The organism is Aeromonas encheleia (assembly GCF_900637545.1).
Lineage (GTDB): Bacteria > Pseudomonadota > Gammaproteobacteria > Enterobacterales > Aeromonadaceae > Aeromonas > Aeromonas encheleia.
Genome location: NZ_LR134376.1, coordinates 667,363 through 690,000 on the forward strand (window position 1 = coordinate 667,363; position 22,638 = coordinate 690,000).

Genomic DNA, 22,638 nt, shown 5'->3' on the forward strand with positions numbered 1-22,638 from the left:
TGAATTAATCCGTAAGGAGCTAAAATGCGTCATTACGAAATCGTCTTCATGGTTCATCCGGACCAGAGCGAGCAAGTACCTGGCATGATCGAGCGTTACACCGGCGCTATCACCACCGCTGGTGGTACCATTCATCGCATGGAAGATTGGGGCCGTCGTCAACTGGCTTACCCGATCGACAAGCTGCACAAGGCTCACTATGTTCTGATGAACGTAGAAGCAGAGCAGGCCGTTATCGACGAACTGGAAACCAACTTCCGCTTCAACGATGCCGTTATCCGCAACATGATCATGCGCACCAAGCACGCCGTGACTGAAGTTTCTCCTATGGCCAAGGCCAAGGAAGAGCGCTTCGTCCGTCGTGACGACGAGCGCCGCGAAGATGCTGTTGAAGCGTCTTCCGAAGAGTAATTCTTAGATCAACGCATTAGAGGATAAAGGCCATGGCACGTTATTTCCGTCGTCGTAAGTTCTGCCGCTTCACCGCCGAGAACGTTACCGAGATCGACTACAAAGATATCGTTACTCTGAAAAACTACGTCACTGAATCTGGCAAGATCGTACCGAGCCGTATCACCGGTACCCGCGCCAAGTATCAGCGTCAGCTGGCACGCGCCATCAAGCGTGCTCGTTACCTGGCTCTGCTGCCGTACACCGATCTGCACAACAAGTAAGAATCGGTCCGGCACTTAAGCCTAACTCCACATTTATAGAGGAAAGGTAATGCAAGTTATCCTGCTCGACAAAATCGCCAAACTGGGCGGTCTGGGTGATCAAGTCGCTGTTAAAGCTGGCTACGCCCGTAACTATCTGATCCCGCAAGGCAAAGCCGTTATGGCTACCAAGGCCAACATCGAGACCTTCGATGCTCGCCGTGCTGAACTGGAAGCCAAACTGGCTGCCGGTAAAGCTGCCGCTGAAGAGCGCGCTGCCAAGCTGGGTGAACTGGCTGCCGTTGTCATCGCCTCCAAGTCTGGCGACGAAGGTAAGCTGTTCGGTTCCATCGGTACCCGTGACGTGGCTGACGCCATCACTGCTGCCGGCGTTGCTGTTGCCAAGAGCGAGGTCCGCATGGGCAACGTTCTGCGTAACACCGGCGAGTACGAAGTTGTTGTTCAGCTGCACGCTGACGTCAAGGCAACCGTACAGATCCAGGTTGTTGCTCTGTAATAGCGATTCGCTTTGCAGAAAAAACCCGCGCACATGCGCGGGTTTTTTTCTTTTTGAATCAAGAGGGGATCAAGGGGTAGAGTAGGGTTCTGTTCCTCTGGAGGAGATCCTTATGGCTGCCTGGGTCGAAGGTCGGGTACTCGAGCGCATCGAGTGGACCCCCACCCTGTTTTCCCTGCGTGTGGAGGCGGAGCTCGCCCCCTACAAGGCGGGGCAATTTACCAAGCTGGCCCTGCAGCAGGGTGAGCGCCGCATCCAGCGGGCCTACTCCTTCGTCAATCCCCCCTCTGCCCCCTATCACGAATTCTATCTGGTCGAGATCCCGGAGGGTGAGCTGACGCCGTCCCTCGGCTCGTTGCAGGCGGGGGACTCGGTGCTGGTCCAATCCCAGGCGACCGGCTTCCTGACCCTGGATGAACTGCCCGCCGGGCGCGATCTCTGGCTGCTCTCCACCGGCACCGCCATCGGTCCCTTCCTGGCCATGCTGGCGGACGGCGAGGCCTTCGAGCGCTTCGACAATCTGGTGCTGGTACACGGAGTGAGGAAGGGGGAGGAGCTGAGTTATCGGTCGCTTATCGAGAGCTTTGTCGAGCGGCACGGGCCGCGCTTTCACTACGTTCCCTTCGTCAGCCGCGAGGAGTGGCCCGGTGCCATGGCCGGCCGGATCCCGGCGGCCATCGGCGAGGGGCGCCTGCAGGCGCGGGTCGGGCTCGAATTCTCTGCGGTACACAGCCAGGTGATGATATGCGGCAATCCCGCCATGGTGAAGGAGACCCAGCAGACCTTGATTGAGCTGGGGTTGGCCAAGAACCTGCGGCGGGCCCCCGGCAATATCAGCGCGGAAAATTACTGGTAGCGGACAGCATTCAGGGGCCATGGGCCCCTGAATCGTTATTTGTTTTTGCCTTTCCCATTGCCCTTGTCTTTTTCTTTGTATTTCACGCTGCCGCCATTGTCCCAGTCGTCCTTGTCGTGGCCCTTGCCCGGGTTGTTGCCGCTGTGGACGCTGCGGTTGTAATGGTCACGGTACTTGCTGTCCATCTTGTCACAGTCGATCTTGACCCGGTCGCTGCTGATGTTCAGGCAGTTGTTCTGCCACCAGCCATATTCCCTGTCATCCCAATCCAGATTGACCCGCACGTTGTCGGTCGAGATCTTGATGTCGTCGTTGTCGTAATTCTTGGGGGCGGCGATGGCCGTACCCTGAGCCAGGAACAGAGAGATCAGCAGTGTGGTAGTTTTGTTCATAATGGTCTCGATAACGGGGAAATATTCATCAGTGTATGTCTTTTAGCTTAACCTCGGCGGAACTTAGTATAAAAGCACCAGCCATGGATTATGCCGAGCCGTGGCTCCCTGGGGCGGCAATTTGCCCAATTCGGTCGCGTTCTATTCACCTAGATGAGGATATGAAGGAATTCAAGTGATTAATCTTCATTCTGTGGCCTGGGCGACTATAATCGGCAGCCAACTTTTCCTCGGCACCACATCCTCTTCATCATGACTACACAGGCCACCGCCGCGCTGCGCTACCCCAAGGGGTGGTTCGCACTGACCACGGTTTACAGTTTTACCGGGTTGGCCATTCTGGCCTCCATCGTCTTCTCCCTGCTGCTGTTTCTCTCCATCGACGACAACCCGCTGATGAAGTGGCTGTTCGGCGGGCTGGCCATCATCTTCGAACTGGGCAAGTTTTACGTCTGGTACGAATACGGTGAGTGCAAGGCCCGGCGGGATCTCGGTGGCGCCTTCTGGTCGCTGCTGTTCTACAGCGTGCTGGCGGCCATCTCCATCGGTGGCAGCATAGGCGGCATCAACAGCGCCACCAACACCATACTGAGCCAGCAGGCGCGCCACGAGCGGGAAATTGCCCGCTTCGACGAGCAGATCGCCAGCATAGAGCGGCAGATCCAGCTCAACGAGGAGGCGGCTCGCAAGTACATAGAGATGGCGCGCATCTCCAGCGGCGTCAGTGGCTTGCAGCAGGCCAACACCAAGCTCAGGCTGAAGCAGGACGATCTGCGCCAGGAGCGGGATGCCAAGCCGCTCAACGAGCAATCCTCCATGCTGGGGCTGATGAGCAGCCTGGCGGACGGGGTGGGCATGAGCATCAGCCAGGTGCAGTTCCTGCTGGTCTGCTTCCTATCTGTGCTGTTGGATGCGTTCGGTGCCTTCTTCGTCAGCCTGATCGGGGAGGAGAACCGCTTCCGCCGCCAGTGGCTGTGGCAACGGCAGCGCGAGCACGCCGAGGCTGTGGCAGCATCCCCCGTCGAGCCTGTGGCGGTCGACAAACCGGCCCCGGCCCCCGCCCTGGTGGAACGGGTACGGGTCGCGCTGGAGAGCGGTGAGCTCAAGTGCAGCAAGCGCCGGGTGGCCGAGGTGCTGGCCATGCCGCTGGAGGAGGTGGACAGGGTGTTCCAGCATCTGCTGGCCCAGGGGGTGTTGGGGCAGGGCAGCAACCGTCATTACCATCTCAATGCACCAGCCAGTTGAGCGCGAGGCCACCCCAGGGTGGCCTTCTCGTTGCTGGGCGTGCTGAAGGCTAGTGCGTCAGCACCATCATCAGGCTGAAGAAGGCGGCCAGGCCACCACCGATGCCGATGATCCAGTAAAACCCCTTGGCCCCCTGTTTGAGCGGGATGCGGAAGTAGAGCAACAAGGCCCACCACCCCAGCGCCAGCAACAGAGGAATAAGAAACATTCGAGCCATGGTGTCCTCGCTGTTATTCTGTGGATCCTTGATCAATCAACAGGATGGATTGTGCAATGACGCAGCTACAGATTACCGCATTCGGCGACCCCTCGGTACTTAAGCTCAACCCTTCGCTCGACAAGGTTCCCGCCGAGGGGGAGGTTAGGGTGCGCATCTGTTATGCCGGGGTCAATCCTATCGATGCCAAGACCCGGGCCGGTCTGGGCTGGGCGGCGGCCCAGAACAAGGACAAGCTGCCCTGGACGCCGGGTTATGACGTGGCGGGGGTGGTAGAGAAGGTCGGCCCGGGCGTCAGCACCCTGGCGGAGGGGGACAGGGTGTGCGGCATGGTCGGTTTCCCGCTGGCGGGCGGCGGCTATGCCGAGAGCATAGTGGTTAGCGAGGGGGAACTGGTCCAGCTTGACGGCGTCAGCCTCAAGCAGGGGGCGGCCCTGCCGCTGGCCGGGCTCACCGCCTGGCAGGGGCTGTTCGAGCACGGCGCTCTCAAGGCGGGGCAGCGGGTGCTGATCCTGGCCGCCGCCGGCGGGGTGGGGCACCTGGCGGTGCAGTTCGCCAGCGCCTATGGCGCCGAGGTGGTGGTGACGGCCAGCAAGGAAAATCACGGCTTCTTGCATGGGATCGGGGCCAGCAAGATGGTGGATTATCACGATGCGGACTGGGTTGCGCAGGTTGGCCGCGTCGATCTGGTACTGGATCTGATGGGCGGCGAGAGTGGCAAGGCGGCGCTCGCCTGCGTCGCCGAGGGTGGCCGCCTGGTGACGGTGCCGACCATCACGGCGCAGTCGATCAAGGATGCCGGCGCCGCCCTGGGGATCGCGGTGAGCGGCATGCTGGTACATCCCGACAGCAAGCAGCTGGCCCAGATGCTGATCCTGCTGCGTCAGGGCGATGCCCACATCACCCTGGCCGGCGAGTTCGAGTTGGCGGAGGGGGCGCTGGCGCACCAGGCCCTCGAGGGCGGCCACACCCGGGGCAAGCTGGTGCTGCGGATGCCCGCCGCCGGGCGCTATCCTGGATGATGGAGACGCTGGAAGCCGGGTTGAGCTGGCTGTTTCTCAGCGCCTTCACCTCGGCGACCCTGTTGCCCGGCAGCTCGGAAGTGCTGCTGGGGGTCATGGCAAACCAGGGACAGTGGAGCATGACCAGCCTGCTGCTGTGGGCCACCCTCGGCAATACTCTGGGTTCCATGACCACCTGGTGGCTCGGCTGGCTTGCCACATACAAGAAAAAACCGGAAGATTTTCAAGGCCGTGGGGAACAAAAGGCGCTAGGTTGGCTCAAACAACATGGCCACTGGTGCCTGCTGCTGGCCTGGACGCCGGTGGTCGGTGACGGTCTCTGTCTGCTGGCCGGCTGGCTGCGTCTCTCATTCTGGCGCTCTCTCATTCTGATCGGGCTGGGCAAATTGGTGCGCTATGCCCTGGTTTTTCTGTTGGCCAAACAGGTCTTCTAGCCGCTTCTCTTCACTCACGAGGTAACCGTGAACAAACTCATTCCATTAAGCATTCTTCTTGGCTTGGCCCTGCCGGTGCTGGCAGCCCCGACCCTGGTATCGGAACAGGTCAAGCAGGAGGGCAAGCTCGGCATCCCCTACCAGATGTACAAGCTGGATAACGGCCTGACCGTGATCCTGGCCCCCGACAAGTCCGATCCCCTGGTGCACCTCAACGTGACCTATCACGTGGGCTCCTCCCGCGAGACCGTGGGCAAGTCCGGCTTCGCCCACTTCTTCGAGCACATGATGTTCCAGGGCTCCAAGCACGTCGGCGATCAGGAGCACATGCGGATCATCAACGAGGCCGGTGGCGAGATGAACGGCACCACCAACAAGGATCGCACCAACTATTACGAAACCGTGCCGGCCAACCAGCTGGAGAAGGTGCTGTGGCTGGAGGCGGACCGCATGGGCTTCCTGCTCGATGCGGTGAGCCAGAAGAAGTTCGAGATCCAGCGCGCCACCGTCAAGAACGAGCGCGCCCAGCGCATCGACAACCAGCCCTATGGCCTGGTGGGCGAGAAGGCGGGCGAGGCGCTCTATCCGCGCACTCATCCCTACTCCTGGCAGCCCATCGGCTACGTGGAGGATCTGGATCGGGTCGGGGTGGAGGATCTCAAGCAGTTCTTCCTGCGCTGGTATGGGCCGAACAACGCCACCCTGACCCTGGGGGGCGACTTCGACACCCAGCAGGCGCTGGCCTGGATCGAGAAGTACTTCGGCAGCATCCCCCGTGGCCCGGACGTGGCCGAGCCGACCCCGGAGCCGGTGACCCTGCCCGAGACCCGCTATGTCACCCTGGAAGACAAGGTGCACCTGCCGCTGCTCTACATCAGCTATCCGACGGTGGCGCTCGGGGATCCCCAGGAGCCGGCACTGGACATCTTTGCCGACGTGCTCGGCGGCTCCGCCAGCTCCATGCTCTACCAGTCGCTGGTCAAGACCGGCAAGGCCATCGAGGTGGGCGCCACCCACTCCTGTGAGGAACTGGCCTGTACCCTGACGGTCTACGCCTATCCGAACCCGGCCCAGGACGGCAGCCTCAAGACGCTGAAAGGCGAGGTGGACAAGGTGATCGGCGACTTTGCCAGCCGCGGCCTCAAGCCCGAGGATCTCGAGAAGGCCATCAGCAGCTATCGCGCCGAGGCCATCTGGGGGCTGGACAGCATAGAGGGCAAGGTGAGCCAGCTCGCCCTGGGCCAGGTGCTGACCCAGGATCCGAACTATGTGTTCAAGAACCTGGACGCCATCAGCCAGGTGAACGCGCAGCAGGTCAAGGCCGCCTATGACAAGTTCATCGCGGGCAAACCCGCCGTGGTGCTGAGCGTGGTGCCCAAGGGCAAGACGGATTGGCAGGCGGGCACGCCGAACTTCTCCCCCGCCAAGCGGGAGTTGCCGGATTACAGCCAGCACGGCGAGCCGCTGGCGCTGCGCCCGGTCAAGGACAGCTTCGATCGCAGCGTGGAGCCCAAGGCGAGCGAGGCGGTCAGCGTCAAGGTGCCGACCACCTGGCACGGCAAGCTGGACAAGGGCATCGAGATCATCGGTACCCAGAGTGACGAGATCCCGGCCGTCTCCATCATGATCGCCCTGCCGGGTGGCATGAGAGCCGAGGGCAAGGGAGAACTGGGGTTGGCCAGCCTCACCGCCGCCATGCTGGGGCAGGGAACGGTACGGCTGACCGAGGCCGAGCTCAGCGACGAGTTGCAAAAACTCGGCGCCAGCATCAGCGTCTCGACCGCCCAGTACAACAACCTCATCACCATCAGCAGCCTGACCGACAAGTTGCCGCAGACCCTGGATCTGGTGCGCGAGGTCTTGATGCGACCCGGGATGCGGGAGGCGGACTTCGAGCGGCTCAAGGCGCAGATGCTGCAAGGCATGAAGCAGAGCGAGCAGCAGCCGGAGTGGCTGGCGGGCCAGGCGTTCCGCGAGCTGGTGTACGGCAAACAGAACCGGCTCGGTCAACCGACCGAGGGGGTGCTGAAGGACGTCGAGAAGCTGACCCTGGCGGACGTGAAGCGCTTCTATCAGGACTACTACAATCCGACCAACGCCAGGGTGGTGGTGACCGGAGATGTGACCCAGCAGCAGATCGAGGAGCAGCTTGGCTTCCTGACCCAGTGGAAGGGGACCACTCCTGCCCTCGGCGATCTCAAGCTCAAGGGCGAGCAGGCCAAGCCGGGCATCTATCTGGTGGACAAGCCGGGGGCGCCCCAGTCGGTGATCCGCATCGGCCGTCGTGCCATGCCGTTTGACACCACGGGGGACTTCTTCGTCGCCAGCCTGATGAACTTCAATCTGGGGGGCAACTTCAACAGCCGCATCAACCTCAACCTGCGGGAAGACAAGGGCTACACCTATGGTGCCAGCTCGGGCTTCTCCGCCAACCGCGAGGCGGGTGTCTTCGCCACCGGTGCCAACGTGCGGACCGACGCGACCGTGGATGCCATCCGCCAGTTCCTGAAGGAGATGGACGGCTACCGCAAGAGCGGCCCGACCCCGGTGGAGCTGGCCTACATGCGCAGCGCAGTCTCCCAGCAGGATGCGCTCTCCTACGAAACCCTGGCGCAGAAGGCGATGTTCCTGCTGCAGATGATCATGTATGACCTGAAGCCGGACTATGTGCTGGCCCAGGGTCAGCTGATCAAAACGGTGTCGCCTGAGGCACTCAAGGCCAGCGCGGCCCGCTGGCTGGATCCGGCCGAGATGGTGATTGTGGTGGTGGGAGACAAGCAAAAGCTTGAAAAACCCCTGTCGGAGCTTCATCTTCCCATCTATCCGCTGCAGCTGCCCTGAGGGCGCTTCACAAAATGAGCGCCGCCCCGTGTGGGGCGGCCATACATGAGCCGTGAATATGACTACTACTAGCTTGTCGCTCACCGAGTTGTTGACTGCCCTGGGTTCGCCGGAACGGGTGACCGCCCTCAAGGGGATCCGGCGCGGGATCGAACGTGAATGCCTGCGCATCACCCCGGAAGGCGCCCTCTCCCAGACCGATCACCCCAGGAGCCTGGGCTCGGCGCTGACCCACGCCAACATCACCACCGACTACTCCGAGAGCCTGCTGGAGTTCATCACCCCGGCCACCGACTCCATCGAGAGCCTGATCGAGCAGCTCGGCGATATCCACCGTCATACCATTCATCACCTCGGTGATGAGCGGATCTGGCCGCTCTCCATGCCCTGCTTCATCGGCGATGAGGAGAGCATCCGCCTGGCCCAGTACGGCAGTTCCAACATAGGCCGGATGAAGACCCTCTACCGACAGGGGCTGAAGAACCGCTACGGCAGCCTGATGCAGGTGATCGCCGGGGTGCACTTCAACTTCTCCATGCCGGACAGCTTCTGGTGCGAATGGCAGGATCTGGTGGGTGAGGGCTGCTGCAGCCAGCGTTTCATCTCCGACAAATACATGGGGCTTATTCGCAACGTCTACCGCTTCGGCTGGCTGGTGCCCTATCTGTTCGGCGCCTCGCCGGCCATCTGCGACTCCTTCCTCAAGGGGCGCAAGAGCAACCTGCCGTTCCAGAAGACTGGCAAGGGCACCCTCTATCTGCCCTATGCCACCGCGCTGCGGTTGTCCGATCTCGGCTACACCAGCAGCTCCCAGAGCATGCTCAATATCAGCCACGACAACCTGCCGGCCTATGTGGCCAGCCTGCGCCGTGCCATCAGCACCCATGATCCCGAGTTCGCCAAGATCGGGGTCAAGGTCAACGGCGAATACCGCCAGCTCAACGACAACGTGCTGCAGCTGGAGAACGAGCTGTATGCGCCGATCCGTCCCAAGCGCACCCCGCGCAGCGGCGAGAAGCCGTCCGACGCGCTGGAGCAGCGCGGCATCGAATACATCGAGCTGCGCACCGTGGACGTGAACCCCTTCACCCCGTTCGGCATCGATGTGGATCAGATCCGCTTCTTCGATCTGTTCCTGGTCTGGTGCCTGCTGCGCCCGTCCCCGGTGCTGACCGACGAGGAGATTGCCCGCAATCGCCGCAACCAGAACAAGGTGGTGCTGGAGGGGCGTCGTCCCGGCCTCGAGCTGGAAGACGAGCAGGGCAACCCCATCGGCCTCAGGGAGTACGGCCTCCAGCTGTTCGACGAGCTGGATCAGGTCGCCGATCTGCTGGATCGCTGCTGTGGCCGCAACCGCTATCGCGAGACGCTGGCCATGCACCGCGAGAAGCTGCTCAACCCTGAGCTGACCTATTCCGCCCGCCTGCTCAAGCAGCTGCTGGAGAGCGGCCAGGACAACGGCTGCTTCGGTGACGAGCTGGCGAGCCGCTACCGGGAGGAGATGCTGAGCGGTGAGTTGCAGTACTGGGATCAGGCCTACTTCGCGGGCGAGGCACGCGAGTCCCTGGCCAAGCAGCGGGAGCGGGAGCGCGGTGACAGCCTGTCGTTCGACGAGTTCCTCGCCGATTACTTCGGTACCCGGCAGACGACCAGCTGAGGGTCTGCCCCCCGACAGTCAAAAGCCGCTCCAGAGAGCGGCTTTTTGTTGGCCGAAAGGGGCCCGGCGGGTTGGTTTCACGGCATAAAAAAACGGCCCAGCGGGCCGTTTTTGCACTCTGTCGTTGGCACTCCCGGTTAGAGGATGATGCCGCCGAAGAAGAAGCCAAGGGCGACTGCCATGGCGATGGTGGCCACACCCGGGATGAAGAAGGGGTGGTTGAACACCGCCTTGCCGATCCGGGTCGAGCCGGTGTCATCCATCTCTACCGCCGCCAGCAGGGTCGGGTAGGTGGGCAGCACGAACAGCGCGCTCACGGCGGCGAAGGAGGCGATGGCAGCCAGCGGGCTGACACCCAGCGCCAGGGCGGCCGGCATCAGGGCCTTGGTGGTGGCACCCTGTGAATAGAGCAGCATGGAGGAGAAGAACAGCACCACGGCCAGCAGCCAGCTGTATTGGCTCAGCAGATCGCCGGCGAAGGCCTGGATCTCGACCATGTTGCCCTTCACGAAGACGTTACCCAACCAGGCCACACCCAGCACACAGATACAGGCGGACATACCGGACTTGAAGGTCGGCATGTTGGTGATCTGGGCGGCGTCCAGTTTGCAGAACAGCACCATCAGGGTGGCGGCGGAGAGCATGATGCCCATGATGGCACCGTCACGGGGGATCGGCGGATTGGCGATCAGGCCCACGTTGCCGGAGATGGCGGTGGCATAGGCCATGACGGCGACGATGGCGGCGATGAAGATACCGACGGACAGCTTGGCGTAAGGCTTGAGTTCAACCTTGCTGGTACCGCGCAGCTTGATCAGGCCCTTGGCCTTGCGCTCCAGGTAGACTTCGTCCTGGTCCAGCGGCTTGCCCAGCATGTTGGCCACGAAGGCACCCAGGATACAGGCGAGGAAGCTGGACGGGATACAGATGGCCAGCAGGGTCAGGTAGTCGACCCCGAGCGGTTCAAGCATGCCGGAGAAGGCAACCACGGCGGCCGAGATGGGCGAGGCGGTGATGGCGATCTGGGAGGCGACGACCGCGATGGAGAGTGGGCGGGAGGGGCGAATGCCCTGCTCCTTGGCCACCTCGGCGATCACCGGCAGGGTGGAGAAGGCGGTGTGACCGGTACCGGCCAGCATGGTCATCAGGTAGGTGACGACCGGAGCGGCGAAGGTGATGTATTTGGGGTTCTTGCGCAGCGCCTTCTCGGCCAAAGAGACCAGGTAGTCCATCCCGCCAGCCAGTTGCATACAGGCGATGGCGCAGATGACGGACGCGATGATCATGATCACGTCCCAAGGGAGATAGGCAACCAGCTGATCGCTCGGGATGGGCATGCCCAGACCCCAGGTCAGCACCAGTACCCCCAAACCACCGGCAAAGCCGATGCCGATGCTGCCTATCCGGGCTCCCAGATAGATAGCGGCGAGCACGACAAGTAACTCGATTCCAATCATAGCGAACACTCCAATTTCCAGTTTTTTTTAGGTTTTTTGTGGCAGAAAAGCCAATTCCCGATAGGGCTGGGGGAGGCCAATCGGGAACTGACTCTATGGGCCGGGAGTGATCCCGGCCCATCGATACCCTTATACGGTGGCTTCGCGGGTGTAGCGCTTGGCCTTGTATTGCGGGTTCATCAGGTTCTCGATGGAGAGGATCTCGTCCAGCTGTTCGGCGGTCAGCAGGCCGCGTTCCAGCACGACCTCACGGACGTTCTTGCCGGTCTGGGCACAGATCTTGCCGACGATGTCACCCTCATGGTGACCGATGAAGGGGTTCAGGTAGGTCACGATGCCGATGGAGTTCAGCACGTGGTTCATGCAGATTTCCGGGTTGGCGGTGATGCCTTCGACACACTTCTCGCGCAGGGAGATACAGGCTTTTTCCATCAGGCTCAGGGATTCGAACATGGCCTGACCAATCACCGGCTCCATCACGTTCAGCTGCAGCTGACCGGCTTCGGCGGCGAAGGTGATGGTGACGTCATTACCGAATACCTTGAAGCAGGACTGGTTGACCACTTCCGGGATGACCGGGTTGACCTTGGCCGGCATGATGGAGGAGCCTGCCTGCATTTCCGGCAGGTTGATCTCTTTGAGGGCGGTACGCGGGCCGGAGGAGAGCAGACGCAGATCGTTACAGATCTTGGACATCTTCATCGCCATGCGCTTGATAGCGCCGTGCAGCATCACGTAGGCGCCACAGTCGGAGGTCGCTTCGATCAGATCTTCAGCTGGCACATAGGCGCGACCGGTGATCTCGGCCAGGCGCTTGATGGCCAGAGCGGAGTACTCGGGCGGAGTGTTCAGGCCGGTACCGATGGCGGTCGCGCCCAGGTTCACTTCCAGCAGCAGCTCCTGGCAACGTTTGATGGACTTGATCTCTTCGCGCAGGGTGACGGCGAAGGCGTGGAATTCTTGACCCAGGGTCATGGGTACCGCATCCTGCAGCTGGGTACGGCCCATCTTGAGGATGCTCTTGAACTCTTTGGCCTTGTCATCGAAGGCGGCGATCAGCGCTTCGAGGGCAAACAGGGTGGTGTCGGTGCTGTTCACCACGGCAACGCGGAAGCCGGTCGGGTAGGCGTCGTTGGTGGATTGGCACTTGTTGACGTGGTCGTTCGGGTTGATGACGTCGTAACGCCCTTTCTCCAGCCCCATCAGCTCGAGGGCGATGTTGGCCAGCACTTCGTTGGTGTTCATGTTGACGGAGGTACCGGCGCCGCCTTGATAAACGTCGACCGGGAACTGGTCGAAGCATTTGCCGGTGTTCAGCATCAGATCGCAGGCTTCGATAATCTTGTCGGCGATTTCGGGACGGATGGTGCCGAGTTCACCGTTGGCCAGGGCGGCGGCCTTCTTGGTTAACACCATGCCACGGACAAATTCTGGAACGTCAGAAATCTTCTGAGTGCTGATCTTGAAGTTCTCGACTGCGCGCAGGGTATGCACACCGTAATAGAGATCGTTGGAAACTTCTTTGGTGCCCAGCAGGTCTTCTTCAATGCGGACGTTCTTGATGTCACTCATTGTAATGCCTCAGAAATCAGATAAATGGAAACAATCCTCACCGAGTGGTCGCGACTTCCTTACGCACGATTCATCCTGAAGCACCACACATCGAGTGGGGCAGTTGGGAGCCTGTTGCTCCCTGTGCAATTACTGCGGTAGATATTACCTCAATTGAGGTATCTGATATTAGACCTGGATCACTAAATTTGAGGCAGCCCCAAAGATCTTGTGGTCATTAAACAGATATTGCAATTGAGCTATTTACTTTGACAGATCAACCACTTCAATCCCAGTTGTTCGGGAGGATATTTGTCTGAATCCCGATCGGCATCACTCATGGGCTTGAAAAATGAATGTGATGCCCCATTTTATTGGTTAGAAACCGATAGAATGGTGGGTTGGCGGCTCGTTCCCGTCGGTCGCATGCATCACAGGTTGATCTATTTCACCCGTACCGAGGTCATTATGGGCAAGTTACTGCTGTTGTTGGTTGGTTTGGTATTGCTGGAGCTCACGGTGATGATCGAAGTGGGATCCGTGATCGGTGCCTTGCCGACCGTGGGATTGCTGGTGCTGACCGCCGTGCTGGGCTCCTCCCTGGTGCGCAGCGAGGGGATCAAGACCCTGTTCAGTGCGCAGCAGAAGATGCAGCAAGGAGAGATGCCGGGCCCCGAGGTGATGGGGGGCATGATGCTGGCACTGGCCGGTCTGCTGCTGATCATCCCGGGTTTCGTGACCGATTTCTTCGGCATCCTGCTGCTGCAACCCTGGTTGCGCAACCGGCTGGCCGACAAGCTGGTGGGCAGCAGCCAGTTCAGGATGCAGATGGGGGGCTTCCAGACGCCGCCTCCGTTCGAGGCGCGTCCGGGCAATGGGCAGCCGGATCAGGTCAATCGTGGTGGCGCCACCATAGAGGGCGAGTTTGAACGTAAAGAGTGAGCGCAAAGAGTAAGTCGCTGCCTCAGCCAATGGCCATCAGGGGTTGCCCTGATGGCACAGGGATTCGAACCTGCGCCGGGCATAAATCCAGGCCAGCATGCCCGCCGCCAGGTTCGCCAGCAGTATCCCCAGATAGACCCCCTGCTCCCCCCCCAGTTTTGCCCCCAGCCAGGCCCCTGGCAGCAAGAAGACAAACAGACGCAAGCCATTGAACAGGAAAGATACCGTCGAGGCTCTTACGCCGTTGAGGGCGGATGCCAGCAGCATCACCATGCCTTGAAAACCATAGCCGACCGGCACCAGATACAGGTAGAGCACGATGAGCTGCACCACCTTGGGATGGTCGCTGAACAGGCCGGCGATGAAGGGGGCCAGCAGCCAGGTCAGGGCATAGATCCCGAGCTGGAACAGCAGCGCGAAGCGCATGCAGAGCAGCAGGGCCGCCCTGGCCCGCGCCGGGTTTCCCGCCCCGCAGTTTTGCGAGATGAAGGGGGCAAGCACCGAGGAGAGCGCCATCATCACGATCAGCAGCAGCGCCTCGACCCGAGAGGCGGCGCCATAGGCGGCGACCATCTCGGTCCCCAGCCCGGCAAAGATGATCATCAGCACGGCGTTGGCGAGCGGGTTGAGCATGTTGGTGAAAGAGGCGGGCACCGCCACATGCAGCAAGGCGCGCCAGTGCGCCAGCAGCTGGGGGCGGGGGGAGAGGTGCCACAGCAATAGCCCTTCCCGCTTGCGCAGTATATGGAGGCTGACCAGCATGGCCATCAGCCAGGAAATAGAAGTGGCGATGGCGGCGCCACCGATGCCCCATTCGGGGAAGGGGCCTATGCCGAAGATGAGCAGGGGATCCAGCACCCCGTTGACCAGGCCGGCCACCCCCATCACCAGACTCGGCGTCTTGGTATCCCCGGTCGCCCGGATGGCGGCATTGCCGACCATGGGCAGCGCCAGCATGGGCACCGTCAGATACCAGATCAGCATGTAGTCGTGGATCAGCGAGATGAGCTCTGCACTGGCCCCCAGCAGGGTGAACAGGGGATCTATGGTCAGCGCCCCCAGCGCCGCGAGCAGAGATACCAGGATAATTGCGAGGAACAGGCAGTCGGTGGTGATGCGCGCGGCCTCGTCGTGACGGCCCTGGCCCAGGGTATGGCCGAGCAGCGCACTGAGGCCCGCCCCCAGTCCCATGGTCAGGGAGGTCACCACGAAGGTTACCGGAAAGGTGAAGCTGATGGCGGCCAGCGCCTGGGTGCCCATCATGCCGATGAAGAAGGTATCGACCAGGTTGAAGGCCAGGATGGCGACGATGCCGAGGATCATGGGAGCCGTCATGCGCAGCAGCACGGAGGGCATGGGTGCGGTCAGCATGGGATTGGGTCGGCTCAAGGGAATCGTCTCTGTTGCTCTGGGCCGAAATGCCGGCCACGTCCATCCGCCTTCCTGGTGGGGGTTGCTGATCCATCAAAGATGTTCATAGTACGTGAAAATATTTTTTTTGTATTTGCCCTTGAAGGGCTACCCAAATTGCCCCAGATCAGGGGCATAACAAATTTGGCCAAGCGTGGCCATTCCTCAAGCAACACAGAGACTCATTTTGGGAGAGTTATCGATGAAAATTCGTCCACTGCACGACCGCGTCATCATCAAGCGCATCGAAGCTGAAGCCAAATCCGCTGGCGGCATCGTCTTGACTGGCACTGCGGCCCAGAAGTCCACCCGTGGTCAAGTTCTTGCCGTGGGGACTGGTCGAATTCTGGACAATGGCGATGTCAAAGCCCTCGCCGTCAAGGTAGGTGACAAGGTGATCTTCAACGAAGGCTACGGTGTGAAGACCGAGAAGCTGGATGGCCAGGACGTGCTGATCCTGTCCGAGACCGACATCCTGGCGATTGTCGAAGAGTAATCACTCCCTTTTCCCCGAATTGATTTAAGGACCGAATAACATGGCAGCTAAAGAAGTTAAGTTTGGCAACGAAGCCCGTATCAAAATGCTGGAAGGCGTCAACATCCTGGCCGACGCCGTCAAGGTAACCCTGGGCCCGAAAGGCCGCAACGTGGTACTGGACAAGTCCTTCGGTGCCCCGACCATCACCAAGGATGGCGTCTCCGTTGCGCGCGAAATCGAGCTGGAAGACAAGTTCCAGAACATGGGCGCCCAGATGGTCAAGGAAGTCGCTTCCAAGGCCAACGACGCCGCCGGTGACGGTACCACTACCGCTACCGTACTGGCGCAAGCCATCGTCAACGAAGGCCTGAAGGCCGTTGCCGCCGGCATGAACCCGATGGATCTGAAGCGCGGTATCGACAAGGCCGTCGTGGCTGCTGTCGCCGAGCTGCAGGCGCTGTCCACTCCTTGTGCCGACAACAATGCCATCGCCCAGGTGGGCACCATCTCCGCCAACTCCGACGAGAAAGTGGGTGCACTGATCGCCGAAGCCATGGACAAGGTCGGTCGTGACGGCGTCATCACCGTCGAAGACGGTCAGGGTCTGGAAGATGAGCTGGCCGTGGTAGAAGGCATGCAGTTCGATCGTGGCTACCTCTCCCCTTACTTCGTCAACAAGCCGGAAACCGGCGCCGTCGAGCTGGATGACCCCTTCATCCTGCTGGTGGATAAGAAAGTCTCCAACATCCGCGAAATGCTGCCGGTGCTGGAAGGCGTGGCCAAGGCGGGCAAACCGCTGCTGATCGTTGCCGAAGACGTGGAAGGCGAAGCGCTGGCGACCCTGGTGGTCAACACCATGCGTGGCATCGTCAAAGTTGCCGCCGTCAAGGCGCCGGGCTTCGGTGACCGTCGCAAGGCCATGCTGCAGGATATCGCCGTGCTGACTGGCGGTACCGTCATCTCCGAAGAGGTGGGCATGGAGCTGGAGAAAGCGACCCTGGAAGATCTGGGCCGTGCCAAGCGCATCGTGATCACCAAAGAGAACACCACCATCATCGATGGCGTGGGTGATGCTGCCCTGATCGAAAGCCGTGTTGCCCAGATCCGTCAGCAGATCGAAGAGACCTCTTCCGATTACGACCGTGAGAAGCTGCAAGAGCGCGTGGCCAAGCTGGCTGGCGGCGTTGCCGTGATCAAGGTTGGCGCTGCCACCGAAGTCGAGATGAAAGAGAAGAAGGCCCGCGTTGACGATGCCCTGCACGCCACTCGCGCCGCCGTGGAAGAAGGCGTGGTTGCCGGTGGTGGTGTGGCGCTGGTACGCGTTGCCGCCAAACTGGCCGACCTGCGTGGTGACAACGAAGACCAGAACGTGGGTATCAAGGTTGCGCTGCGCGCCATGGAAGCCCCGCTGCGTCAGATCGTGATCAACGCCGGTGAAGAAGCCTCCGTCATTGCTAACGCAGTGAAGAATGGCGAAGGTAACTTCGGCTACAACGCTTACACCGAACAGTACGGCGACATGCTGGCCATGGGGATCCTGGATCCGACCAAGGTAACCCGTTCCGCGCTGCAGTTTGCCTCGTCCATCGCCGGTCTGATGATCACCACCGAGTGCATGATCACCGAACTGCCGAAGAGAGACACTCCTGCCATGCCTGATATGGGTGGCATGGGTGGCATGGGTATGATGTAATCCTGTCGTAGTTATCAAACGGCTCGCATTTGCGGGCCGTTTTTTTTAGTGCTACTAGAATGAGCTTATTAATATCGACAGCATCTGAGGTAAACATGCGAAATTTAGGCCTGATTACATTACTGTTTTCCCTTGTCATGCCCGGCATGGCCGTGGCGGCCCCGCAGGGGCCCGTGATCCTCAAGGTGACAGGTAATGTGGATCCCGCCGAACCGGCCGACGGCGAGGTCGCCTTCGACCTGACCATGCTCCAGGCCTTGCCGCAGCATGAGATAGTGACGGCCAGCCCCTGGGTGGACAAACCGCACAAGTATGTGGGCCCCAAGCTGTCGGATCTGATGGTGGCGGTGGGGGGCAAGGGCAAGAACATCACTCTCACTGCCCTGAACAGTTTCCAGATCCGGATCAACTGGGATAAGGTCAAGCAGTACGATCCTATCCTGGCCTGGCAGGATGACGGCGTGACCATGCGGGTACGTGACAAGGGGCCGCTCTGGTTTATTCTGCCACTGGATCAGAATCCCGAACTCAAGCGGTCCGAATTCACCGACATGATGATCTGGCAGCTGAGTTCGATCGATATTCAAGACTGACGATGGTTGCTTGCGGGAGTACGGGGTGAAAGCGAAGACCAGGGCCTGGCCCTTACTCGGCGTTCTCTATCTATCCATTCTGCTGTTCACGGGGAGCACCCTGTATTGTCTGGTGCAGATACAGAATGCGACCCGGGTGATGGAGAAGTACACCTACGACGTTTCCTGGGCCCTGATGCAGCTCCAGCTCGAGCTGGGGCGCTTTCTCAATGCCGTGGAGATCTACCATTACGGCGGGATCGACCATGAGGCCCTGCTGCTGCGCTACGACATTCTCTGGAGCCGCACCCCTATCCTGCTGAGCGGCCAGCTGCGCAAGAGCCTGGCAGACAATCAGAAGACGCTGCGACTGGTCCAGCTGACCGAGAACAACATCCGGGAGCTGGAACCCAAGCTGGCCGTGCTGAAACCGGGTACACCGGATTATCAGCAGATCATGATGCGGCTCGCCCCCCTGCAAGAGCCGCTGTCCTACTCCCTCGCCTCCGTCATGCAGAACAACATCAACGTCTATTCCGGCAACGACAAGCGCTTTGGCCAGCTGCGCAACGCCTTGCTGTTCATGGTATCCGGCCTGGTGATCTCCGTCATCCTGCTCAGCGGTCTGCTTATTCGTGAGGCCAGGCGCCACTTCAGAATGGCGCGGATCGATCCATTGACCGGCCTCGCCAACCGGCTGGCGTTGCTGGAGAAGATGGAGTCCTACGTCGGCCGCGATACCCCGTTCGGACTGGTGCTGATCGACATCAACGACTTTAGGGACATCAACAGCAAGTTTGGCTACAACACCGGGGATATCCTGCTGCAGGAGCTGGCGAAGCGGCTGCGAACCCTGTGTGAAAATGGCGAATGGGTCGCCCGCCTTGGCGGCGATCAGCTCGCCATGCTGCAGCGGGAAAGCAGCGATCTGCGCCAGGTCAGGGAACTGGTGGCGAGGGTCCTGCATGCCATCAAGCAGGACATTCTCATCGACAACTACCCGTTCCGGCTGGAGGTAGGGATCGGCATCGCCTTCTTCCCCATGGACAGCAACCAGACCCAGGAGCTGCTCAGCCGGGCGGAGCAGGCCCTGTTCCACAGCCGCAAGACACATGTGCCCTATGTCATCTATGACAACTCCCTGCTCAATGAAACCGCCAGGCGCAAGCACCTCGCCTCCGACATGGTGATGGCGCTGGAGCACAATGCGCTCGAGCTCTACTACCAGCCCATCGTCAACCTGGAGAACGGTCGCTGCGAGGCGGTCGAGGCGCTGCTGCGCTGGCGCCACCCCGAGCTGGGCTTCATCCCGCCCAACGAGGTGATCCAGGTGGCGGAGGAGTTCCAGCTGGCGGAGAAACTCGGCAGCTGGGTCCTGAACACCGCCTGCGAGCAGCTCTACAAGTGGCAGCATCTTGGCTTGGTCGATCTGCAGATGTGCGTCAACATCTCGCCCGGCATGTACCAGCGCAACTTGTTGAAACTGGTAGCCAAGGCATTGATGGAGCACCATATCCCCGCCTCCAGTCTGGTGCTGGAGGTGACCGAGGACACCACCATGCGCGAGGTGAAGAACTCGCTGCAGCTGATGCAGGATCTTAACCAGCAGGGGGTGCAGCTGGCGCTTGACGATTTCGGTACCGGCTACTCCTCCCTCAGCTACCTGCAGAAATTGCCGGTCAGCAAGGTGAAGATCGACCGCTCCTTCATCCAGGGGATAGACACCTCCATCGAGGCGGCCGAGCTGGTGGCCAACATCTGTCGCATGGCCTCCATGCTGGGCAAGAAGCTGGTCTGCGAGGGCATAGAGACCCAGGGCCAACTCGATGTGCTGCGCTCATTGACCGATATCCACCTCTACGGTCAGGGCTATCTGTTCAGCCGGCCCGAGCAGGCGGCCAAGGCCTATCAGACCCTGCTGGAGATGGAGGAGCGTTGGCTGGCACGGCGCTCACCGGACAAGGCCTACCTGATCTGACCGATAGGGCTCATGTTCGGTACACAATGGCCGATAGAGCTTAGGCAGGAGGTACACAATGGATATTTCTAGCTCTGCATCTACGTCATACGGCTCTGCCTTGATGACGGCCAGTCTGGCGAAAAAACAGCAACTCCAGGACGGCGAAACCGCGCTGAAGTTGCTGCAGACGGCCGCCCAGCCAGCTCAGGCGCCAGTTACATCGGCGACTGGAGCCTTGGGAAGCAACATCAACATTCACGTTTGATCCTAATGAAAAAGCCCCCATCGATCGATGGGGGCTTTTTTTATGCGCAACATCCGGCTCAGAGCGGGAAGGGCGCCGGCGCCTCGAAGCTCATCCGCTCGCCGCTGCGGGGATGAGCGATGGTCAGCATGGCCGCATGCAGATAGAGATGCGGCGCCGCGGCCAGTGCGTCGGGGTGGGCGTAGAGGTTGTCACCGAGTATGGGGTGCCCCAGCTCCAGCATATGCACCCTCAACTGGTGGGAGCGGCCGGTGATCGGCGTCAGCTTGATCAGGCTGTTGCCATTCTCCACCTTCAACTTCTCCCACAGGGTCAGGGCATGGCGGCCCTCCTCGAAGTCCACCTTCTGCCTGGGGCGGTTGGGCCAGTCCACGCAGAGCGGCAAATCGACCTGACCGGAGTCCGCCTGCGGCTCACCCCAGACCCAGGCGAGGTAATGCTTCTCGGTCTCCCGTTCGCGAAATTGCCGACTCAGCTCCCGGTGGGCGTTCGGGGTGAGGGGAATGACGATCACCCCGGTGGTGGACATGTCGAGGCGATGGGCCGCCGCCGCCTTGGGGTGCTGCTGCTTGACCCGGTGCAGGACGCTGTCTTCATTTTCGGGCCCGCGCCCGGGCACGCTGAGCAGGCCGGTAGGCTTGTTGACCACCATGATGTCCTTGTCGTTGAACAGGATATCGAGCCAGGGTTCCAGAGGCGGTGAATATTCAAACATAGCGTCTCGCATCTTCAATCAAGGGGATGGCCCCCATCAGTTATGGGTGACCACGATAAAGCGGATGGCATCCAGCTTGAGCTGGGTCTGATCGATCAGGTGGTGCAATTCTGCCTGCAAGTTGCGCAGATAATCCAGTTCGCTGTCGCGCACGTTCGGATTGACCGCCTTGAGCGCCTCCAGTCGGTCCAGATCCTGCTGCAGGGTCTGCGCCATCTGGGCGCGGGCCTTGTCCACTATGGCGGCCTTCAGCTCTTCGGCAATGACCTGGCCCTTGCCAATCAAGCCGTGGATCACCGGCTGGGACGCGGTCACCAGCTTGCTGCCGAGGTGGCGGTTGACCGGGGTCAGCTGACGGTTGAAGGCATCGAACGCCACCTTCTCACCCAGGTTCTGGCCATTCTTGTCCATCAGCAAGCGGATCGGGGTCGGCGGCATGAAGCGGTAGAGCTGGGGGTGCGCCGCCGACTCGGCCACGAAGATCAGCTCGAGCAGGATGGAGCCGATCGGCAGGGCCTTGTTCTTCAACAGGGAGACCGAGGTCGCGCCGATCTCGGAACCCAGGATCAGATCGATACCGCCACGCATGATGGGGTGCTCCCAGGAGAGCAGCGCCATGTCGTCCCGTGCCAGGGCGGTGGGGCGATCGAAGGTGATGGTCATGCCATCCTGGGGCAGGCCCGGGAAGCTTGGCACCAGCATGTGATCGCCGGGGGTCAGCACCAGCGCATTCTCACCCCTGTCATCCTGGTTGACGCCGATCTCGTCGAACATCTTGAGGGCGAAGGAGATCATGCCGGTGTCATCATCCTCGGCGTCCAGCTTCTCGACCAGGGCGAGGGCGGCGTTGCCACCGCTGGAGTGGATCTCCAGCAGCCGATCGCGGCCTTGCTCCATCCGAGCCTTGAGTGGCTCGTGCAGCTCGCGGGTCTTGACCAGCAGGGCATCCAGCACCGTCTGCTCGCCGTCGTTGGCGGCCAGCAGCTCGAACAACTCGTCCCGCACCGCTTCAAAGATCGGGCGGGCGGTGGGACAGGTCTGCTCGAAGGCATCCAGACCATCGTGATACCAGAGCAGCAGGGCCCGCTGGGCGGTGCCGGTCAGATAGGGGACATGGATCTCGACGGTGTTCTGTTGGCCGATCCGATCGAGACGACCGATGCGTTGCTCCAGCAGATCCGGGTTGAGGGGCAGATCGAACAGCACCAGGTGGCTGGCAAACTGGAAGTTGCGACCCTCCGAGCCTATCTCGGAGCAGAGCAGCACCTGGGCGCCGCCGCCCTCTTGCTGAGCGAAGTAGGCAGACGCCTTGTCCCGCTCCAGGATGGACATCCCCTCGTGGAACACGGCGCCACGGATCCCCTCGCGGGTGCGCAGTGCCTCTTCCAGTGCGATGGCGGTGGCGGCCTCGGAGCAGATCACCAGCACCTTCTGCTGGCGGGCGCCGAGCAGCAGCTCCAGCAACCAGTCGACGCGCGGATCGAACTGGGTCCAGCTGGCACTGTCACCTTCGAACTGCTGGAAGATCTTCTCAGGATAGAGGTAGCGCAGGGCGCGGGTCTGCAGATCGCCCCCGTTGCCGCCCATCATGCCCATTACCTTGACTGCGGTCTTGTACTGCTCCGGCAGCGGCATGGGGTAGACGTTGAGGTGACGTTCCGGGAAGCCTTGAATGTTGGCGCGGCTGTTGCGGAACAGCACGCGGCCGGTGCCGTGCTGATCGAGCAGCTTGTGAACCGCCTGCTCGCGGGCGGCGGCATC

At 61.0% G+C, this 22,638-nt stretch carries 22 protein-coding genes (1 of these 22 only partly in view); 15 read left to right on the plus strand and 7 right to left on the minus strand.

The features are described 5' to 3' along the window. Positions 1-24: 24 nt before the first annotated feature. The 4 genes from rpsF to EL255_RS03215 all read left to right on the plus strand — a co-directional run bounded on the left by rpsF (position 25) and on the right by EL255_RS03215 (position 2,026). Positions 25-411, plus strand: a complete 387-nt coding sequence (gene rpsF, locus EL255_RS03200; protein WP_042652154.1) for a 30S ribosomal protein S6 — start codon at positions 25-27, stop codon at positions 409-411. 32 nt (positions 412-443) lie between these two features. After that, positions 444-674, plus strand: coding sequence for a 30S ribosomal protein S18 (gene rpsR, locus EL255_RS03205; protein ID WP_005313392.1), 231 nt, complete (start codon positions 444-446; stop codon positions 672-674). A 49-nt stretch (positions 675-723) separates the two neighbouring features. Beyond that, a complete protein-coding gene (gene rplI / locus EL255_RS03210; protein ID WP_042011812.1) occupies positions 724-1,170 on the plus strand; it encodes a 50S ribosomal protein L9 in 447 nt (148 codons plus the stop codon). A 112-nt stretch (positions 1,171-1,282) separates the two neighbouring features. Then, complete coding sequence (locus EL255_RS03215) at positions 1,283-2,026, plus strand: ferredoxin--NADP reductase (protein WP_042652155.1); 744 nt, start codon at positions 1,283-1,285, stop codon at positions 2,024-2,026. A gap of 35 nt (positions 2,027-2,061) precedes the next feature. Here EL255_RS03215 and EL255_RS03220 read toward each other — a convergent pair whose 3' ends face one another. Beyond that, positions 2,062-2,418, minus strand: coding sequence for a hypothetical protein (locus EL255_RS03220; protein WP_042652156.1), 357 nt, complete (start codon positions 2,416-2,418; stop codon positions 2,062-2,064). 252 nt (positions 2,419-2,670) lie between these two features. Here EL255_RS03220 and EL255_RS03225 point away from each other — a divergent pair, with 252 nt between their 5' ends. Then, positions 2,671-3,663 (plus strand): hypothetical protein, encoded by a 993-nt coding sequence (locus tag EL255_RS03225; RefSeq protein WP_042652157.1) that lies wholly within the window; start codon positions 2,671-2,673, stop codon positions 3,661-3,663. Positions 3,664-3,712: 49 nt separating this feature from the next. Here the strand turns inward: EL255_RS03225 and EL255_RS03230 are convergent, their stop codons facing one another. Continuing rightward, positions 3,713-3,871 carry a hypothetical protein gene (locus EL255_RS03230; RefSeq protein ID WP_170175991.1) on the minus strand — a complete coding sequence of 53 codons (159 nt, stop codon included), beginning with the start codon at positions 3,869-3,871 and terminating at the stop codon, positions 3,713-3,715. A gap of 65 nt (positions 3,872-3,936) precedes the next feature. On the opposite strand from EL255_RS03230, the gene EL255_RS03235 reads away from it, so the two are divergent. From EL255_RS03235 to gshA, 4 genes are read left to right on the plus strand one after another with little or no spacing between them, the layout of a single operon-like run. After that, the gene (locus EL255_RS03235) at positions 3,937-4,902 is read left to right on the plus strand and encodes an NADP-dependent oxidoreductase (protein WP_042652158.1); all 966 of its coding nucleotides are present in this window, start codon (positions 3,937-3,939) and stop codon (positions 4,900-4,902) included. Continuing rightward, positions 4,899-5,336, plus strand: a complete 438-nt coding sequence (locus tag EL255_RS03240; RefSeq protein ID WP_042652159.1) for a YqaA family protein — start codon at positions 4,899-4,901, stop codon at positions 5,334-5,336. The genes EL255_RS03235 and EL255_RS03240 overlap by 4 nt, the downstream gene beginning before the upstream one ends. A gap of 27 nt (positions 5,337-5,363) precedes the next feature. Beyond that, the gene (locus tag EL255_RS03245; protein WP_042652160.1) at positions 5,364-8,177 is read left to right on the plus strand and encodes a M16 family metallopeptidase; all 2,814 of its coding nucleotides are present in this window, start codon (positions 5,364-5,366) and stop codon (positions 8,175-8,177) included. A gap of 58 nt (positions 8,178-8,235) precedes the next feature. After that, a complete protein-coding gene (gshA, locus tag EL255_RS03250; RefSeq protein WP_042652161.1) occupies positions 8,236-9,834 on the plus strand; it encodes a glutamate--cysteine ligase in 1,599 nt (532 codons plus the stop codon). A 137-nt stretch (positions 9,835-9,971) separates the two neighbouring features. Here the strand turns inward: gshA and EL255_RS03255 are convergent, their stop codons facing one another. After that, on the minus strand, positions 9,972-11,291 hold the full coding sequence (locus EL255_RS03255) for an anaerobic C4-dicarboxylate transporter (protein WP_042652162.1): 1,320 nt from the start codon (positions 11,289-11,291) through the stop codon (positions 9,972-9,974). Positions 11,292-11,420: 129 nt separating this feature from the next. Further along, positions 11,421-12,863, minus strand: a complete 1,443-nt coding sequence (gene aspA, locus EL255_RS03260) for an aspartate ammonia-lyase (RefSeq protein ID WP_042652163.1) — start codon at positions 12,861-12,863, stop codon at positions 11,421-11,423. A gap of 447 nt (positions 12,864-13,310) precedes the next feature. Here aspA and EL255_RS03265 point away from each other — a divergent pair, with 447 nt between their 5' ends. Then, the gene (locus EL255_RS03265) at positions 13,311-13,784 is read left to right on the plus strand and encodes an FxsA family protein (protein WP_042652206.1); all 474 of its coding nucleotides are present in this window, start codon (positions 13,311-13,313) and stop codon (positions 13,782-13,784) included. A 36-nt stretch (positions 13,785-13,820) separates the two neighbouring features. On the opposite strand, the gene EL255_RS03270 is transcribed toward EL255_RS03265, so the two are convergent. Next, complete coding sequence (locus EL255_RS03270) at positions 13,821-15,155, minus strand: MATE family efflux transporter (protein WP_232018945.1); 1,335 nt, start codon at positions 15,153-15,155, stop codon at positions 13,821-13,823. Positions 15,156-15,396: 241 nt separating this feature from the next. Between EL255_RS03270 and EL255_RS03275 the strand changes: the two genes are divergently transcribed. From EL255_RS03275 to EL255_RS03295, 5 genes are all read left to right on the plus strand, one after another. After that, entirely contained in the window at positions 15,397-15,690 is a 294-nt protein-coding gene (locus EL255_RS03275; RefSeq protein WP_041214497.1) for a co-chaperone GroES, read from the plus strand. Between the two features lie 40 nt (positions 15,691-15,730). Further along, positions 15,731-17,365, plus strand: a complete 1,635-nt coding sequence (gene groL / locus EL255_RS03280) for a chaperonin GroEL (RefSeq protein WP_042652165.1) — start codon at positions 15,731-15,733, stop codon at positions 17,363-17,365. A gap of 95 nt (positions 17,366-17,460) precedes the next feature. After that, positions 17,461-17,958 carry a putative pterin-binding protein gene (locus EL255_RS03285; protein ID WP_042652166.1) on the plus strand — a complete coding sequence of 166 codons (498 nt, stop codon included), beginning with the start codon at positions 17,461-17,463 and terminating at the stop codon, positions 17,956-17,958. Positions 17,959-17,983: 25 nt separating this feature from the next. Then, positions 17,984-19,915 (plus strand): putative bifunctional diguanylate cyclase/phosphodiesterase, encoded by a 1,932-nt coding sequence (locus EL255_RS03290; RefSeq protein WP_042652167.1) that lies wholly within the window; start codon positions 17,984-17,986, stop codon positions 19,913-19,915. A 58-nt stretch (positions 19,916-19,973) separates the two neighbouring features. Continuing rightward, a complete protein-coding gene (locus EL255_RS03295) occupies positions 19,974-20,162 on the plus strand; it encodes a hypothetical protein (RefSeq protein ID WP_042652168.1) in 189 nt (62 codons plus the stop codon). A 58-nt stretch (positions 20,163-20,220) separates the two neighbouring features. Here EL255_RS03295 and rluA read toward each other — a convergent pair whose 3' ends face one another. Further along, positions 20,221-20,877: a bifunctional tRNA pseudouridine(32) synthase/23S rRNA pseudouridine(746) synthase RluA gene (gene rluA, locus EL255_RS03300; protein WP_042652169.1), complete on the minus strand. Its 657-nt coding sequence runs from the start codon at positions 20,875-20,877 to the stop codon at positions 20,221-20,223. A 36-nt stretch (positions 20,878-20,913) separates the two neighbouring features. Next, positions 20,914-22,638: the 3' portion of an RNA polymerase-associated protein RapA gene (rapA, locus tag EL255_RS03305; RefSeq protein WP_042652170.1), read on the minus strand. The gene runs 1,146 nt beyond the window's last position; the window shows 1,725 of its 2,871 coding nt (coding positions 1,147-2,871); its start codon lies beyond the right edge, outside the window — the gene reads right to left on this strand; its stop codon occupies positions 20,914-20,916.